16 protein-coding genes are annotated in these 17,120 nt (G+C 66.6%); 7 read left to right on the plus strand and 9 right to left on the minus strand.

Annotated elements, in window-relative coordinates; all coding sequences use genetic code 11:
- Positions 1–40: 40 nt before the first annotated feature.
- Positions 41–1,279 (minus strand): hypothetical protein, encoded by a 1,239-nt coding sequence (locus HRJ34_RS04865; RefSeq protein WP_021688189.1) that lies wholly within the window; start codon positions 1,277–1,279, stop codon positions 41–43.
- 254 nt (positions 1,280–1,533) lie between these two features.
- On the opposite strand from HRJ34_RS04865, the gene HRJ34_RS29140 reads away from it, so the two are divergent.
- Positions 1,534–1,728, plus strand: coding sequence for a hypothetical protein (locus HRJ34_RS29140; protein ID WP_226949048.1), 195 nt, complete (start codon positions 1,534–1,536; stop codon positions 1,726–1,728).
- Positions 1,729–1,827: 99 nt separating this feature from the next.
- On the opposite strand, the gene HRJ34_RS04875 is transcribed toward HRJ34_RS29140, so the two are convergent.
- The 8 genes from HRJ34_RS04875 to HRJ34_RS04910 all read right to left on the minus strand — a co-directional run bounded on the left by HRJ34_RS04875 (position 1,828) and on the right by HRJ34_RS04910 (position 8,768).
- Positions 1,828–2,112, minus strand: a complete 285-nt coding sequence (locus tag HRJ34_RS04875) for a hypothetical protein (protein ID WP_021688191.1) — start codon at positions 2,110–2,112, stop codon at positions 1,828–1,830.
- Positions 2,109–2,384 carry a hypothetical protein gene (locus HRJ34_RS04880; protein WP_013846907.1) on the minus strand — a complete coding sequence of 92 codons (276 nt, stop codon included), beginning with the start codon at positions 2,382–2,384 and terminating at the stop codon, positions 2,109–2,111. Before HRJ34_RS04880 ends, HRJ34_RS04875 begins: the two co-directional genes overlap by 4 nt.
- 112 nt (positions 2,385–2,496) lie before the next feature.
- The gene (locus HRJ34_RS04885; RefSeq protein WP_021688193.1) at positions 2,497–3,255 is read right to left on the minus strand and encodes a PRTRC system ThiF family protein; all 759 of its coding nucleotides are present in this window, start codon (positions 3,253–3,255) and stop codon (positions 2,497–2,499) included.
- Positions 3,245–3,904, minus strand: coding sequence for a PRTRC system protein A (locus HRJ34_RS04890; protein ID WP_021688194.1), 660 nt, complete (start codon positions 3,902–3,904; stop codon positions 3,245–3,247). The genes HRJ34_RS04885 and HRJ34_RS04890 overlap by 11 nt, the downstream gene beginning before the upstream one ends.
- Entirely contained in the window at positions 3,901–4,731 is an 831-nt protein-coding gene (locus HRJ34_RS04895) for a PRTRC system protein B (protein WP_021688195.1), read from the minus strand. Before HRJ34_RS04895 ends, HRJ34_RS04890 begins: the two co-directional genes overlap by 4 nt.
- 8 nt (positions 4,732–4,739) lie before the next feature.
- Positions 4,740–5,687, minus strand: coding sequence for a hypothetical protein (locus HRJ34_RS04900; RefSeq protein ID WP_021688196.1), 948 nt, complete (start codon positions 5,685–5,687; stop codon positions 4,740–4,742).
- A 159-nt stretch (positions 5,688–5,846) separates the two neighbouring features.
- A protein-coding gene (locus HRJ34_RS04905) for an IS3 family transposase (protein WP_150289884.1) occupies positions 5,847–7,216 on the minus strand; the annotation gives its coding sequence in 2 pieces (ribosomal slippage) (positions 5,847–6,862 and positions 6,862–7,216; 1,371 coding nt in all).
- A 172-nt stretch (positions 7,217–7,388) separates the two neighbouring features.
- Positions 7,389–8,768, minus strand: coding sequence for an integrase family protein (locus HRJ34_RS04910; RefSeq protein WP_226949049.1), 1,380 nt, complete (start codon positions 8,766–8,768; stop codon positions 7,389–7,391).
- 406 nt (positions 8,769–9,174) lie between these two features.
- On the opposite strand from HRJ34_RS04910, the gene HRJ34_RS04915 reads away from it, so the two are divergent.
- From HRJ34_RS04915 to HRJ34_RS04940, 6 genes are all read left to right on the plus strand, one after another.
- Positions 9,175–10,176: a threonine ammonia-lyase gene (locus tag HRJ34_RS04915; protein WP_226949050.1), complete on the plus strand. Its 1,002-nt coding sequence runs from the start codon at positions 9,175–9,177 to the stop codon at positions 10,174–10,176.
- A 172-nt stretch (positions 10,177–10,348) separates the two neighbouring features.
- Entirely contained in the window at positions 10,349–11,137 is a 789-nt protein-coding gene (locus tag HRJ34_RS04920) for an FAD binding domain-containing protein (protein ID WP_208633475.1), read from the plus strand.
- A complete protein-coding gene (locus HRJ34_RS04925; RefSeq protein WP_016744416.1) occupies positions 11,131–11,598 on the plus strand; it encodes a (2Fe-2S)-binding protein in 468 nt (155 codons plus the stop codon). Before HRJ34_RS04920 ends, HRJ34_RS04925 begins: the two co-directional genes overlap by 7 nt.
- The gene (locus HRJ34_RS04930) at positions 11,595–13,916 is read left to right on the plus strand and encodes a xanthine dehydrogenase family protein molybdopterin-binding subunit (RefSeq protein WP_208633476.1); all 2,322 of its coding nucleotides are present in this window, start codon (positions 11,595–11,597) and stop codon (positions 13,914–13,916) included. The genes HRJ34_RS04925 and HRJ34_RS04930 overlap by 4 nt, the downstream gene beginning before the upstream one ends.
- A 16-nt stretch (positions 13,917–13,932) precedes the next feature.
- Complete coding sequence (locus tag HRJ34_RS04935) at positions 13,933–14,367, plus strand: nuclear transport factor 2 family protein (RefSeq protein ID WP_029992285.1); 435 nt, start codon at positions 13,933–13,935, stop codon at positions 14,365–14,367.
- A 159-nt stretch (positions 14,368–14,526) separates the two neighbouring features.
- Entirely contained in the window at positions 14,527–17,112 is a 2,586-nt protein-coding gene (locus HRJ34_RS04940; RefSeq protein WP_208633477.1) for a LuxR C-terminal-related transcriptional regulator, read from the plus strand.
- The last annotated feature ends 8 nt before the right edge of the window (positions 17,113–17,120 follow it).

Consider the following 17,120-nt stretch of genomic DNA (forward strand, 5'->3'; position numbering starts at 1 on the left):
GACGGGGAGCCCTGGATCTGACCTCGTCTCAGGCCTCAGGTCATCCGAGGCGAAGCGAAGCGGCATATTGGCGCAGCAGATCGGCCATCGCGGTTCGGGCATGCGCCTTGTTGCCGATCACGATCTCGGGCTGGAGTTCGCGGCCGAGCGGCGTGCGGTATCCGAGCGCCAACCTGCCGCTTATGTCCTCAACGACTATACGATGGCCGCGGGGCAGCGCCGGGCCGGCATAGCGCGCGGTGAAATCCCCGAGGCGGCCCGACAGCCCGGCGGCCATCCTGGACCATCGGATATGTCCGGCGGCAAATTGATCGCCGGGCGCTCGGCCTCGTGCGAGCCAGAGGCGGAACTGGGCTCGCTGTTGCAGCACCGAATTGCGCGTGCGCTCCATCGTTCGTGCGAGCGGGAGGATATCGGCGTCCGCATCGAGCCGTTCGAGTTCAGTGGGGTCCACGACGACGAGAATATCGGAATAGTCGCCTTGGCGCAGAGCCTGGCGCGTCACCGTCGCGTCGGCCGGCGCGGGCCCGGACGAGAGCGAAAAGGGGCGGAGCCCGGTTTCGGCGCTGACGGCATAAAGCGCGATAGCTTCGTGTCCGGATCGTTCGCGTAGCATGGCCAGGATGCCGATTGTGCCCGTCGCGAGTTCAGTCGCGCCGAGCAGAAGGACGCGGCGATGCCAGGATGCCGGTGCCGGGACGTCGGTGGGGTACGACCACTCGCTGGGGAGCGGCCGTCCCGGCTGCGCATTCTCGGTGCGATTGGGCTCGGAGGGTGTGGCAGCGAAAGCTCGACGGGCGACGTCGAAAATGTCGTCGGGTTGGCCGCCGCCATCCAAAAATCCCTGGCGGTAGGCAGGTCGCCGGACATCGGGATCACCCAGTCGTGGCGGTGACGGCGGCCTGGATTCCCATCCCGCCCGGGCAGCGTAGAGTCCGTCGGCGTAGGCAACGGCAGCATCCCAGCCATAGCCATGCACGTCACGACCATGGAGGATCGCGGGGTTTCGGCTGTCGGTGCTGCCCTGGGCGATCTGGCGCTCGATGCAGGCAAAGTTCGCGGCCACGCGCTGGCGCTCGGTTTCCTGGGCGATCGCTTCGTTGAGGGGACGAAGCGCCTGAACCCGCTCGCGGGAACGCGCCATGCGGGCGTCGAGGGGCGCATCGTTCGGCAGGTCGGGGAAACGGCGCCAGGCATCGGCCAACGCATGGGCGTGATGAGCCGGACGGCCGCGCGCCATCCAGCATCCCGCATCGGCGGGATCGAAACTGTCGGTCATGACGATCTCCGGCCTGGAATGTCAGCGGCTGGCGAGAAGCAGGTCGAGCGCGCGCGCGAACACCTCGTCGCCAGCGTCGTTGACGATGACCGCGGCGGGATTGGTGGCGCGCACGGCGCGGGCGACCGCTTGCGGAGCGGATATTGCAATATCCGGCCACTCTCGATTGTGAGAAGGTTAGTGCGTAAAAGGCGCTTTAGGCGCCGGGACTCGAGTTCGCGCGCGAGAAGGTCGGCTACCTCGATCTCGAGATCATGGTCGCAGCCGAGATTTTCATCCAGGGTGCGCACCGGCCGGTTGGCCTTGAGCCAGGCATCGACCTCGGCCACGGTCCACCGGCCAACCTGGTGATAGAAGTCCGCTCCGCCCGTTCCCTGGTTTCGGGCATGAAAGGCGAGTTCGCCTTCGATCCAGACTTCCGCCGAGAAAGCCGCGGTTTCCTGCGATAGCGCGGCGCTGTAGGAGATACGCCGTAGTTCGATTTGCATGGGGATTCTCCAGACTGCTCCATCATGCGGAGCACCCTCCCCTGTTCCCTCTCCCCCTTTCTAGGCGCAGCCCGGACTGTCGCCCGCGCCGCAAGGCCGGTATTCGGCATCGTAAGAGCAGCTGTTCTCGAATTCGGGATCGTCGGTTTCATCGACCAGATAGCCGGTGACCTCTTCAGCCGGCTCCGCCTCCAGCACACCAGCGGCGTTCGGAAGGAGACGAACGGGGAATATCCCGCGTCCGACGATCGCGTCAGCCCGCAACATCGCGCCCGCATGATCCTCGGCGGTCACCGCGACCTTGACCCTGATCGTCGTATAGACATGGACGTGAAACCCTCTCATGCCGGGAGCTCCGACCAGCCACCGGCGTCGCTGATCCAAACCATTCCGAGCGCCCGGAGCGGCATTTCCATGCAATCACTGGTCTCAGCGAGGGGATCGCGCACGAACACGCTGCCGCGGTCGTTGGCACGCTGCGGGGCGCGTCCGCCGAGCACCATCAAATCGTTGGCCCCACCCGGCATGGGGACGATATCCCCCGGCCTGACCTTGGCGGCCAGCACCCGGCCAATGGTATAATGAAGGGTCCAGCCCCTCTGGGAAAGTGACGCCATGTTTGGTCTCCTTGTGTGAATTTGCGAAGGCGCGATTCTCCCGCCGCTCCGCCGGACTGGCGTGCGGTTCCGGCCGGTGCAGGCCGACTGACACGGGGTGATGCGGGTAGGTTCAGTCGCCGCGCGGCAACGGGATCGGGACGGCCTGACCGCTGGCGAGGTTGAGGAATGCGCCGGCGTGACCGATGGAGCCGCGTCCGAGAAGGTCGAACAACAACGCCAGGGCATGGCTCGCAACGACGCGGTTGACGAACAGCGACTGGCGTTCGAGCGCTTCGGCGACCGAGCAGGAAGGGGCATCGTCGTCGGGCAGGTTTTCGTCGGCGAGTTCGGGGAAATATTCAAGCACGGTCGGCAGGCGATGGCGGTGCTTGTTGGAACAGTGCTCCGGGGAGCCTATGAGATATTGCCCGTCGCTCGCGCGATTGCCGAGATCCATCCAATAGGCGGGAACGGTCCCGCATTCGGCGAGCGCGGCACCGATCGCGCGGCGGGCCGATGCCGTGTCGACACAGGTGATGACGATGTCGGCGCCATCCATACTAATGGCTTCAGGGGCGCGGCCGTGCACTGCCTGCCAGGCCAGGCCGTGTGCGAGGTTGATCCGTTCGGTGAGCGTGCGGGCCTTGGAACTGCCGACGTCGCCCCGGTAATATGGCTGCCTGCCGAGATTGGCTTCGGTCACGATGTCGTCGTCAATCACGACGACATGCAGCGATCGCGAGGAGATCGCGCGCAGCGCGGTGTCGAGCGAGGCGAGTCCCATCAGCATCTGCCCGCCGTTTCCGCCGCAACCGACCAGCAGGATGTTGATCGTGCGATTATCGAACCCGGCGGGCAGATAATGACGATCCGTGAGGTCAGTCGGCATGACGGTCTCCTGAAAACGGGCTCCGTGGTAACGGCAGGAACATGCCGTCGGCGCAAAGGCGCGCGAGCATCGCCGGACCACAGGGATCGTCGAGCCGGCCGACGACGATCGCGATCTTCGTCGCATGGGCGTCATCGGCATCGTCGGTGGTGCTGAAGAAGGCGGGACCGACCCCGTGGCTGTGAAAATCGCAGACAACATGCCAATCGGGCTGCGGAATCGGCGTGCGATAGACGAGGCGCGAGGGTGTGGCTTCGTCGATGACAGGAAGGTCCACCGCGAATTCCCGGGTCGCTTCGTTCCAGAGGACGAACGCCGCGGCTTCATTGGGCAAGGCTGCGCGAAAATGATCGAGAATATGATCGAGATGCTCGCGTGGAATGAGCCCGCAGCGCAGTTCGGCGCGACAGGCGCCCGTGCTGCCATAGGGCATATGGAGGGAAAGCGGCGGCGTGATCGGGAAATCCAGTTCCAGCCAGGGCCGGCGCAGGATGAGCATGACGCCGTCTATCCCGATCGCAAGGCCGCGTCCGGCGCGGGCGGCGCGCAGCATAGCGAGGGCGGGCGAGCGTCCCTGTGGCGGGACCGGATAACAGGGCACGGCGGCAAGGACCGCGGCCGCAGTGGGATCGTCAGCAAGCACGGTCATTGGTTCGCCCCTCTCGCAAGGAGCTTTCCGAGAGTCATCTGATCGGTCCGGGTTGCTCGCCGGGAGGCCTGTCGTGTCCGACCGGGATCGAATGGCCTGAGACGCCTGACCGGAAAGCGCTTCGCCTTGCGCGCGGCGAGGTCGTCCCAGAGCCGAACCAGACCACCTTTGCCGGTGATGGTCAGTTCCTGTCCGGGATTGGGGTGGGTGGACCAGCTATCGAACACCCCGCGCTCGAATTCCGGGATGGAGGCTGTCGTCAGCGTTTTTGGCTTCGGAATGTTGCCCCAGCAAAGTTGCCCGTCGAGATAGACATTGAGCACCGGCGAGTGCAGCACCGGGGTATCGATGCCGGGGCGTTCGTTTGCCGGCAAGGCGTAAACGCCGAACCCCGATCGGGTCGCGATGAACAGATGCGGCGGATACGGGACCGGCATAGTGGTTCGCGCGGCGAGCACCTGCAGGCCGGCGGGCGGATCCGTGAGAGCGAAATAGGCCGGGCGAACCTGGGTCGGGATCCACCATGCGAGCATGTCGGGATGAGCGACCAGCACATTGTCAGGCAGGAATTCGGGAAGAACGGTCCGGCCCAGGGCCTCGGTCCATTGACGCAGATGCGCGCGCGACAGCGATGTGCCCGCGCCGATGATCGGCTTTCCCTCATCGTCATGCTCGATCGCATGGATGCTGGCGAATGCGGCGGCGCCCGCGCGAGCGGTGGCATAGGGACTGGCGTTGCGGATCGGCTGGCTGCGGTAAAGGAGAATGGCGTTGGTCAGCGCGAGGCCGCCGGCGGTCGCTTCGAACTGGGTGCGGTGGTCGGACATAAGGAACCTCAAAGGTTGGCTGGATCGAGCTGGATCAGGTCCTGCGCGGCGAGCAGGAACCGCGCGCCGACACGCAAGGACGCGAACCAGTCGTCGATCGGGACTGAATCTGGCAAAGGGCAGAAGCCGGCGATGTCCATGAAGCCGTATTCCATCCCGTGGCGTCCGACGTCATCGACCTCGCGTGCGAACTGCTCGACCGGAACGAGCGTCAGCGGGGGCAATGTCGAGCATTCCTCGATGCCGGGGAGATACTCTTGGGCAATCTCGATATCGAATTGCCAGGCGCTGCGCTCCGGTCGGAGTTTCCCGAGAGCGGCGTACGCCTTGCGGAGTTCCTCCAGTTTCCGGTGTAAGCCGTTCGGAAGTTCCGCCGATGCCCCCGCGTTTGCCGCGATCATCCAATCGGGCCGGCGAGACTCCATGTTGGATGGCAGAGTGAGTTCCTCGATATCGTCAGGATCCATGCCCTGATATTCGACGATCCACTGCCGCGCGGTTTCATCATCGGTCGCGCCGTCCCAATAGTACATAGAGATTTCATCGAAGAGGTCCTGGTAGCCGAAGATCGGAAGGGCGCGGCCCAGCATATCGTCGAGGGCCTTGTAGGCTGCGGCGCGCCAGGGAATGGGCGCATCGCTGTCTTCGATCCATCCGAGGTCGAGTTGCCCCATGCTGTCGCAGATCACCGCGATAGCCGGCGGATAACCTTCGTTCCCGTGAAGAACCGCGACCCTGAAGTCCGCGAATTCGACGGAGCCCAGAATGTCGAGCACCGCCTTGTCGAACAGTCGTTCGATGCGCTGGCGCGCCTGGTCGCGAGTATAGCGTTTAGCCGTCGTTTCCCGAGACGTGGCCCAGCGGCCTATCAGCTTGTGATGGGACGCCAGTGGAGCATCGAAGAGGGCGGGAATGTCGCCGGACAGTGCAACGGCCCGCCCCGCGAGGTCAGCCAAGGGGTGGAAGGCGCAGGCCCGGTGGCGGCGGGAGCGGCCTGGGAGCCTTGCTCCCGCCGTCCCCGGACGCGAGAAGGATGCACGCTGTCCGTCGTCGGGACATTTGGCGCAGATGGTTGCGCAGAGAAGAGGAGATCGGGCCTCGTCTGGGGTTGATGTTTAGGCGGCGAGCTTGCGGTGAAGCAAGCGTCGCTGTTCGATGGTCTTTCGCTTGATGCGTTTCCTCCGTTCGATAATGGCGGCGGCCCTGCCGAAATAGGCGTCGGCCGGTGTCACGTTGTCGAGGCTCTCGTGATAGCGGCGATGGTTATAATGCTCGACGAAGGCCTCGACCTGCCGTTCGAGATCGCCAGGCAGGAAGTAGTGCTCCAGCAGGATGCGGTTTTTCAGGGTCTGGTGCCAGCGCTCGATCTTGCCCTGGGTCTGGGGATGTAGCGGAGCGCCGCGAACATGGCTCATGTCATGGGCTTTGATCCAGTCGGCGAGTTCGCCGGCGATGTAGCTCGGTCCGTTGTCGCTGAGCAGCTTTGGTTTGTGCCTGACGGTGGCGTGGTCGCAGCCTGAGGCTTCGAGCGCGAGTTGCAGCGTGTCGGTCACGTCCTCGGCCCGCATCGTGGTGCACAGCTTCCAGGCGATGATGTAGCGCGAGAAATCGTCGAGCACGGTGGAGAGGTACATCCATCCCCAGCCGATGATCTTGAAGTAGGTGAAATCGGTCTGCCACATCTCGTTCGGGCGGCTGGTCTTGCGATGGAACTCGTCGGCCGCCTTGACCACGACGAAGGCCGGGCTGGTGATCAGGTCATGCGCCTTGAGCAGGCGGTAGACCGTTGATTCCGAGACGAAATAGTCCTTCTCATCGGTGAAGCGCACCGCCAGTTCGCGGGGCGACAGATCGGACTGCTCCAGTGCCATCTCGACGATCTGGTCCTGAATGGCGCCGGGGAGGCGGTTCCAGACCCGGCTCGGCGCGGAAGGACGATCCTCCAGCGCCTCGGGGCCGCCTTCGAGATAGCGATCATACCATCGGTAGAAGGTCCGCCGCGCGACGCCCAACTGGTCGAGGGTCCGCTTCGCCGGCAGGTGCGACTGCTCGACGATGCGGATGATCTCCAGCTTCTCGGATCCCGGATACCTCATTCGGGGTCTCCCCCATCCGCGATCATGCTTTTTTTCAGCAGCCGGTTTTCGAGCGTGAGGTCGGCGACGGCCTCCTTCAGGGCACGCGCCTCACGGCGCAGATCCTGTACCTCGCCGCTCGTCGCGGCACGGGCGGTGTCGCCCGCCAGCCGACGCTTCCCGGCCTCCATGAACTCCTTTGACCAAGTATAATACAAGCCCTGGGCAATGCCCTCCTTGCGGCACAGCTCCGCGATGCTGTCATCGCCGCGCAAGCCCTCCAGAACCACGCGGATCTTGTCCTCCGCCGAGAAATGCCGGCGTGTCGCGCGCCGGATATCCTTCACCACCTGTTCGGCCGACGCCTTGGGTTTGCGGGCCGATTTTACGCTTGAGGATTTGGGCTTCATCTTCGTTCCTTCGTCACTACGACGAAGCCCAAATCCTCCTTACATCACAACCTCAAATCTGTGCCATTGGCGCTGACGGCGGACAATCAAGGGCTTGCTTCCCCTGCGTTACCCTGTATTACCCCGAAGGCCCGGTTCGATCCCCGTAGGTAATGGGCAAAGGGTTCTCGATCTATCCCGAGGCCTTTTTCTTGGTAAGCGATTTGGATCGAAGCCCGGGCTTCAGCGAAACGATATTGTCTTTCGGATTGAGAATCCGCGCCACCAACGCTGCCAGCTTTCTAAGGGCGGCCGTCTTTTCAGCCAGATACTCATACTGATCGTAGACACCTTCCACGCCAGGTATAACATGCCCCATCACCCGCTCGGAGACGTGCGGGGAGACGCCAGATCGGATCATCAGTGTTTTTCCAGTGCGTCGCAAATCGTGCAACACCCAATGCGGGATCGGATGGCCAGCGATCTCCTCCATCTTGGCATCGAGCGCCGCCTTGTCCTTGGTGAAGCCATTGATCGGCCCTTTCAAGCGTCCTTGGAAGATAAAGGGAGCGCTTGCACTAGTAGGCTGCTTGCGAACGATCTGCATAACCATAGGAGGCAGCCTGATATACTCGGCGTTGCCCTTCTCACGATCTTCGGTCGGAATCGCCCACAAACCATCAGACGTGAGGAAGTCCCGATGCATAAGTCTCAATTTCTCACGCCGCTGGAGCGTCAGGAGCAATGACTGACAGAAAGCGCCGAAAGTGCCTTGGGTCTCGCACGCTCGCCAGAAAATTCGGATTTCCTCGTCGCTGAGGATACGTTTGCGCTTCCGCTCGGATGACTTGGTGCGTTTCATCCCCCGCACGATCGGGGATACGAAATCATCATCACGCGCGGCGTGCCAATTGAACATCGCGCTAAGCTGAGCGAGCACCGCGTCTGATTGTGTTGCACCGCTGGCATCCTGGATCGTATCGAGCAGTTTAGTCACATCACGCCGGGCGATGGATGCGATCAAACGGTCGCGCCACCGCTCATTGCCGTCGAGATCGGCGAAGATGTAGTGGTCAAATATCCGTTGGATTTCGCTGGCGGACCGCAGCGGCGCGAGTGGCTTGCCGCGACCGTCTTTCTGCCCCTCTTTCATAACATGGCGCTTAAAATACTCGGCGAAAACCGACGCGATGGTGTCTGATTCAACTTCAGGTTCAGCCTCAGCCTCAGCCTCAGGTTTGCCGGGATCCCTACCCTCGGCGATTATCGCCTTCCATTCGCGCGCCTTCTGGCGAGCGGCGTCTAGTGTGAGTCTACAGACGCCCTTAGCGACGACATACACGCGGTCCTTCGCGTCAGCCGGGCAATAATCTCCGAGAACACGCCGGCTAGCGTGCAGCGTTGTGCCATCACCTCCTGGAAATCGCGCCATGAGAAGAAACGACACCCGGCGCTTCGGATTGACGCGAACGATCAACCCAGCCTCGATTTCGTCCATCCACTCATCGCGAGACCCAGGCTCAGCAGCTTTCAGCCCTCGGAGCCACGGATCAGAGAATTTTTTTGTAGCCATAGCAGCCTCAAGTGTGCAGCAAACTGTGCAGCAAATCGGAAGTAATGCCCCATTTCAGCTTGCTCAGGATATTGCCGGGAAAAGGTAGGAAAATAAAGGGAAATCATAGACTTCATAGGTGACACGATGTGCCCCAAGGTTACTCCATGTTCCACCGCGAGACGCCGAATCCAATTTCTCTTAATCAGCGGGTCCTAGGTTCGAGCCCTAGTGCGTCCACCATTCCCTCTCCATAGCTGTTGAAGTTCCGCGAAGGATGCGCGTGGGTCGCGTCGTCCGGATGATCCACGATGCCCCGAAAATCCGGTTCCACATCCATCCGTTCGGATAGCGGCCGACCGGAGCGGAACCGCGCCCCGTCCGATCGTCTTGCCCGCGCGTGCGCGAAATGCTGCACAATCGACGGATGACCACTTCACCGCTTACGATCGAAGCGATTCGCGCCACGCGCGCGGCGCTGGGCACGCGCGTCGTGACCACCCCGACCCTCGACTGGCAATGCGACGAGATCGTCGACCGGCTGGGGCCGGACGCCCGCGTCAACCTGAAGCTCGAGCTGTTCCAGCGCACCGGCACCTTCAAGGCGCGCGGCGCGCTCAACGTGATGCTCGGCCTGTCGCCCGAACAGCGCGCGCGGGGCGTCACCGCGGTCAGCGCGGGCAACCATGCGATCGCCACCGCCTATGCGGCCCGGTCGCTCGGCTCGTCGGCCAAGGTGGTGATGCTCGCCAGCGCCAACCCCGCCCGGGTCGAGCGCTGCCGCAAGCTCGGCGCCGAGGTCGAGATCGCCCCCGACGGCGCATCGGCCTTCGAACGCGCCCGGCGGATCGAGGCGGAGGAAGGGCGCAGCTTCATCCATCCGTTCGAAGGACCGCTGACCGCGCTCGGCACCGCCACGATCGGGCTCGAATGGGTCAAGCAGGCGGGCCCGCTCGACGCGGTGATCTGCCCGATCGGCGGCGGCGGACTGATCGCCGGCCTCGCCACCGCGATCAAGCTGCTTTCCCCGGATTGCAAGGTCTACGGCGTCGAGCCCGAGGGCGCCGACAATATGCGCCGCAGCTTCGAGAAGGGCGAGCCCGTCGCCAATGCCCGGATCGCGACGATCGCCGACAGCCTCGCCCCGCCCTATTCGCTGCCCTACAGCTTCGACCTGTGCCGCCGGTCGGTCGACGAGATCGTCCTGGTCTCCGACGACCAGCTCCGCGCGGGCATGAACCTGCTGTTCCGCGAGGCGAAGCTCGCCGTCGAACCGGCCGCCGCCGCGGCGACCGCCGCGATGCTCGGCCCGCTCGCCGAGCGCCTGCGCGGGAAGCGGGTCGGCGTCATCGTCTGCGGGGCCAATATCGACATCGCCGGCTTCGCCGCCCACATCGAAACCGGACGAACCTTCACCGGCCTGCAATAGCGCATGCGAACCTAGCCGTTCGGCTAAGTCCAGGTGAACAGGCCGATCGATCCATCCTTTCGGTCGCCACCGGATTCCGAAGAACGATTTGACTGGCGGCCGGGGATGGCGACCATGAAGCGCATGGCGGAGACCGCCGCGGGGTGGGAATGGCGAGGGAGGGCGCGCGACGATGGATGATCCGGTTCCCGTCCTTGCCGCGCCCGATTACTTCCTGCCCACGACGATCGCCGAGGTCGGCGACCTGCTCACCCGTTACGACGGCCACGCAAGGCTGCTCGCCGGTGGCCAGACGCTGATCCCCGAACTCGATCGGCCGGGCGGCGCGCCCGACGCGCTGATCGACCTGCGCCGCATCGCCGAGCTTGGCCGGATCGAGTGGCGCGCCGACCATGTCGAGATCGGCGCGATGGTGACGATCGCGGCGGCGCGGGCCGAACTGGCACGGGCCTTTCCGGTCGTGGCAGCCTGTCTCGGCCATGTCGCCAACAGCGCGGTGCGCAACCGCGCGACCCTGGGCGGCAGCCTCGCCCTCGCCGATCCGGCCTCGGAGATATCGACCTTCCTGCTCGCCTATGACGCCGAGGTCATGCTCGCCGGGGGCGAAGTCCGCCCGGTGGACCGGCTGATCACCGGTCAGGCGAGGGAACCCGCTTTCATCCGCGCGATCCGCCTCCCCTTCCCCGCCGAGCGCGAGCATGTGGGCTTCGCCGAAATCCTGCGGCGGCGCTCGGGCGGCCGGTCGCTGGCGATGGCGCTCGCGCGGCTCGACGCCGGGCGCGCCCGGCTGACGGTCAGCGGCGGAACATGCCAGCCCTTCCGCATCGAAGCCACGGATGGCCCCGCGCTGCTCGACGCGCTCGCGGCGCGATCCCCGGCCTTCGATGCACCATCGACACGATCCTGGGCGCTCGCCGCCGCGCGCCGGGCGATCGCGACGGCGGAGGATGCGGCATGCTGATCAACTGCACCCTCAACGGCCGCGCTGTGACGGTCGAGGCGGCCGCCACGACCCGGCTTTCCGCGCTGCTCCGCGAGACGCTGGGGCTGACCGGAACGCATGTCGCCTGCGACGAAGGCGTGTGTGGCGCCTGCACGGTGCTGCTCGACGGCGGCGCGGCGCGCGCCTGCCTGACGCTGGCCGGGCAGTGCGACGGCATGGCGATCGAGACGGTCGAGGGCATCGCCGCCGGCGAGGCATTCGAACGGATCGCGGACGCCTTCCTGCGGCACAACGCGCTGCAATGCGGTTTCTGCACGCCGGGCTTCGTCACCACTGTCGCCGCGCTGCTGCGCGACGAGGCGCGGGAGAGGCTCAGCGACGCCGAGGTCGAGGCGCGGATATCGTCGGTCGCCTGCCGCTGCACCGGCTATCTGCCGATCGTCGCCGCGGTCCGCGACCTGCTGGGGCGCGGCCGATGACCGCGACGATGCCCGGCCATGCCCGCCCCTCGGCGCGACGCTTCCTCGAAGGGCGCGGCCGCTATGTCGCCGACCTGTCGATGCCCGGCATGCTCCACGCGGTGGTGGTGCGCAGCGCCGAGGCGCATGCCGACATCGCCGTCGACGCCGATCCGGCGAGGGCGGTCGCGGGGGTCCGGCTTGTGCTCGACGGCGCCGACATCCTCGCGTCGATCCAACCGCCCCCGATCATCTGGGACGTCCCCGGCCAGCGTCGCTCGGGGCTGCGCGCTTTGGCGCACGGCCGGGTCCGCTATGTCGGCGAGCCGGTCGCCATCGTCGTCGCCGAGAGCGAGGCGATCGCCCGCCATGCCGCCGCGCTGGTGCGGATCGCCTATGTCCAGCGCCCGGTCATCGCCTCGATCGACCAGGCGCTCGCCGCCGATGCGCCCCGGCTCTTCGACGACTGGCCCGACAATGTCGTCGCTTCCGCCGAATGGAGCGGCGGCGACCCTGATGCCGCCTTTGCGGACGCGCCGGTCCATGTCGCGGGCCGCTATGTGTCCGGCCGGGTGTCGGCCCATTCGCTGGAGACGCGCGGCGTGCTCGCCGCCTATGATCCGGCGCAGGACGGCGTCACCGTCCATAGCTCGACCCAGGGGCCGCACCAGGTGCGCGAGGCGATCGCCTGGTGCCTCGGCATCGCCGAGCATCGCATCCGGGTGATCGTGCCCGACGTCGGCGGCGCGTTCGGATCGAAGTCCTGCCCCTATGGCGAGGAGATATTGCTCGCGCACCTCGCGCTCCGGCTTCGCGCGCCGGTGCGCTGGATCGAGAGCCGGGCCGAGGCGTTCGTCGCCTGCGTCCCCGGCCGCGACGAGGTCGTCGATATCGAGCTGGCCTTGTCGGAGGATGGCGCGATCCTCGGCCTCAAGGCGCTGATCACGCTCGACAAGGGCGCAGAACCCTATGCCGCCTCGGTCGGGGCGGCCTGGGCGGGGGCGATGATGGTGACGGGGGCCTATCGCATCGCCAACGTCCATGTCGCGACACGGGTCGTCGTCACCAACAAGACGCCGACCGGCGCCTATCGCGGCTATGGCACGCCCGAGGTCAATTTCGCGCTCGAACGCGCGCTCGACGATGCGGCGCGGCAGATCGGCCTCGACCCGGCCGAGCTGCGCCGCCGCAACCTCGTGCCCGCCGAGGCGATGCCCGCGCCATCGGCGACGGGGCTGCTGCTGCTCGACAGCGGCCGCTACGAGGAGATGCTCGATCTCGCGCTCGACGCCTTCGGCTATCGCGCGCGGGTCGACCGGGCGCACGCCGCGCGGGCGGATGGACGCGCCGTCGGGATCGGCCTCGCCTTCTATGTCGAGCCGACCAATCTCGGCCCGTCCGCGCTGTGCGGCATGATCGGCATCAACTCGGGCGGCTTCGACATCGCCACGCTCCGCATGGAGCCGAGCGGACAGGTGGTGGTCTTCACCGGCCAGACGCCGATGGGCCAGGGCGTCGAGCGGGTGCTGCAACAGCTCTGCGCCGCCGAGCTGACGATGCCCGACGAGGACGTCACCGTCGTCCATGGCGACACCCAGGCCTGCCCCTATACCGCCTATGGCAGCGGTGGCAGCCGGGGGACCGGCATCGGCGGTTCGGCGGTGATGCTCGCCGCCGGCCGCCTCCGCGAGAAGCTTTGCGCGATCGGCGCGCACCTCGTCGGCGCGGCGCCGGACGAGGTAGAACTCAGCCAGGGCGGCGTGCAGGTGCGGGGCGATTCCGCGCGCCGCGTGTCGATCGCCCGGGTTGCGCGCGCCGCCTATCTCGCCCATGACCTTCCCGCCGGCATGGAACCCGGCCTCGACGCCCGCGCCAGCTTCGATCCCGCCGCGCTCGCCATCACCTATGGCGTCGCGCTCGCCGAGATCGAGGTCGACCGCGAGACCGGGCTGGTCGAGGTGCGCGACATCCTGTTCGGCCATGATTGCGGGCGGCAGATCAATCCGGCGCTGGTCGAGGCGCAGGTGATCGGCGGGATCGTCCAGGGGATCGGCGCGACGCTCTACGAGGGTCTCGACCATGACGCGGCCGGCCAGCCCGCCACAGGCTGCATGCGCGACTATCCCCTGCCCTTCGCGGCCGACGTCCCGCCGATCGCGCTGGTCCATCTCGAAACCCCGTCCCCCTTCTTCCCCAACGGCGCGAAGGGCGTCGGCGAAAGCGGCGCGATCCCGATCCCGGCCGCGATCGCCAACGCGATCCGCGACGCGCTGGGCGATGCAGCCGGCGACGCCGTCGACCGGCTGCCGATCCGTCCCGAAAACCTTCTCCCAAGCTGAACGAAAGGAGTGTCCCATGGCCGATTATGCGAAGGACGAGGCGCGTATCCGCGAGATCGTCGAGCAGATGTTCGAGGCGATCAGCTGGTCCGCCGACAAGGCCCCCGATTTCACCGCCTTCGCGGCCGCCGTGCGCAAGGACGCGCTGCTCGCCCCCTCGGCTCGCCCGGTCAGCCCGACCGACATCGAGACCTTCGTCGGCCGGATGCGCGGTCAATATGAGAGCGGCGGCATGAAGACCTTCGACGAGCGCGCCAACAAGACGATCGTCAAGGTCTTCGGTAACCTCGCCGTGGCGATCGGCAGCTACCGGGCGCAGATCGACGGCGGCCCGATCGGCCGCGGCGCGAACGGCTTCCTGCTGGTCCGCAACGACGGCGACTGGCAGATCGCGGCGATGGGATGGGACAGCGAGGGCGAGGACAAGCCGATGCCCGCCGAGCTGGCCTGATCGCTGCGTAGCTGGGCGGAGCAAGGCATTTCATCAACCCCTATCGTCATTCCCGCGAAAGCGGGAATCCATGGACGGCGGCCCGCAAGAGATGGAATGTGCCGTGACCGTGGATTCCCGCTTTCGCGGGAATGACGGAAAACAGGCGAGGCCGGGACGATGACGATCAACGCCGGGGACGGCTGGTCCCGACGCATCGACGATCTGGCGCCCCGGATCGCCCGCCACCACGTCACGCTGCTGCGGGCGCCGGCCGGCCACGGCAAGAGCGTCGCCCTCGACCGGCTGCGCGCCGCGATCGAGGCGGGCGGGGAGCGTTGCGCCGCGCTGCTGCTGGACAAGCGCGACGCCGATCTGAGCCGCTTCTTCCGGCGGGTCGCCCAGGCGCTGGGCGTCGATCCCGCCCAGCCCGATGCGGCGGGCGTGGCCGAGGCGGTGGAGGTCGGGGCCGCCGACGACCGCCCGGCCCTATTGTTCCTCGACGGCATCGACGAGGCGGGCGATGTCCTGCCCCCGGCATTGTCCGACCTGATCCTGTTCGCCCCCGGCCTGCGCTTCGTGATCGCCTCGCGCGAGGGCAATCTTCCCGGGCTGGCGAAGCTGCGCGCGCAGGATCGGGTCGCGGTGATCGGTCCCGACCAGCTCGGCTTCACCCGCGCCGAGGCGCTCGCCTTCCTCGGCGCCAGCGAGGATGCCGACGTCCTGCGTCTGGTCGACCGCTGCGAGGGCTGGCCGATCCTGCTCAAATTCGTGCGCGACGGGCTCGATGCCGGCGATCCGCCGACGCTGGCCGGCGACATGGGGTCGGTGTCGGCCGGCCTGATCGCCGACTTCCTCGACGAACAGATCCTCGCCCCGCTGCTGCCCGAGGACGCCGATTTCCTCGAGCGGACGGCGGTGGTGTCGCGCTTCACGCTCGATCTGGCGCGGCTGCTCGCGCCCGAGGCCGCCGTCGAGCAATCGGTCGAGCGGCTCGGCCGCGCGGCGGGGCTGCTCCAGGCGCGGCGGCTCAACGGCCTCTGGTATCATGTCAATCCGATGCTCCGCGCGACGCTGATGCGGCGCTTCCAGGCGCGGATCGGGGCGGACGTCCGCCGCGTCCACCGCATGATCGAGGCGTGGATGATCGAGCATGACGCGGTCGACGAGGCGGTGCTCCACGCCTGCCTCGCACAGGATTATGACGAATGCGTCCAGCTCGTCCGCCGCTTCGGACCCGCCAATCTCTCGATGCGCTACGGATTGCGGACGCTCCGCTCGGTGCTGGCCGCGCTGCCGCGCCACTATCTCGACCATGAACCCGCGCTCGGCATCTCGGAGGCGCTGGTGCTGTCGAAGGAAGGCCGCGTGTCCGACGCCCGGCGGCTGATCCACCGGCTGCGCGACAAGGCCGGCGGCCATGCGGCGGCGGCCGGCGCGCTCGGCGATCTCGACCTGCTCGACATCATGCTCGCCTGCCATGCCGATCAGCCGCTCATGCCCGGGCTCGCCGACAGGCTGTCTGCGGTCGCCGCGGCGCTGCCGCACGACGACGTGATCCATCAGGGCTGGGTCCAGAATCTGATCTGCCGCGTCCATCTCAGCCTCGGCAATTTCACCCATGCCGCCGCCGCCGGGATCGCCGCCGAACATTATTATGCCCGGTCGGACTCGCGCTACGGCCAGTTCTTCGTCCACCTCCACCTCGCCTCGACGCGGAGCTGGCAGGGGCTCTACGATCAGGTCGGTAGCCATATCGACAGCGCCGAATCGATCGCCGTCCAGCATTTCCCCGAAGACCCTGCGATGGCGACGCTCTGCCGGCTGCTGCGCGCCGAGCTGCTGTTCGACCAGGGCCAGGCCGATCTCGGCATCGACCTGCTGCCCGCGTTGCAGAGCGCCGAGAACAACGACGGGTGGCTCGACCTGTTCGTCAGCGGCTATCGCACCGCCGCGCTCCACGCCTTTCGCGGCGGCGGCCTCGAAGCCGCGCTGGCGGTCACCCGGCGGGGCGACGAGGCGGCACTCCGCATCGGCCTGCCGCGCCTCGCGCTGGTCATGCAGATTCTCCGCGCCGAGCTGCTGTCGCTCGCCGGGCATCGCAACCAGGCGGGCGCCGCGCTGCGCGCGATCCGGGTGCCGAGCAACGGCGAGGACGACGCGCGCTGGCGCGAGCGGCTCGCGCTCGGCATCGCCAATGCCCGGCTGCTGATCCATTCGCGCCAGTTCCGCCGGGCGACCGTGCTGCTCGACACGCTGGAAGGCGAATGCGAGCGCCGGGGGATCGGCCGCCTCGTCGCCAAGGTGGGCCTGCTGCGGGCGCTGCTGCTCGCCTGCTCGGGCAGCCCGCAGCGCGCGATCGCGACGCTGGTCGAACTGCTCCAATCGGCGCAGCAGCCGTCGATGCAGGCCTTCATCGAGGAGGGCGAACTGATGGCGCGACTCTGCTCGCTGGTCGCCCATCATTCTCAGCGCCACGCCCTCGGCCCGGAGGCAAGCCGCTTCCTTGCCGAGCTGTCGGAACGGCTCGGCCAGAGCTACGAGCATGTCATCGACCGCGATGCCGGCGGTTCCTATCTCAGCGCCCGCGAGCGCGAGATATTGCTCAGCCTCGCCCAGGGCGAATCGAACAAGTCGACCGCCGAGCGCCTCAACGTCTCCGAGGCGACGGTGAAATTCCACCTCCAGCGCATCTATCGCAAGCTCGGCGCCCACAACCGGGTCAAGGCGATCGCCGTCGCCCAGCAACAGGGCCTGCTTTACTGAACAGGCAA

This window comes from Rhizorhabdus wittichii, assembly GCF_017607425.1.
Classification (GTDB): Bacteria; Pseudomonadota; Alphaproteobacteria; order Sphingomonadales; family Sphingomonadaceae; genus Rhizorhabdus; species Rhizorhabdus wittichii.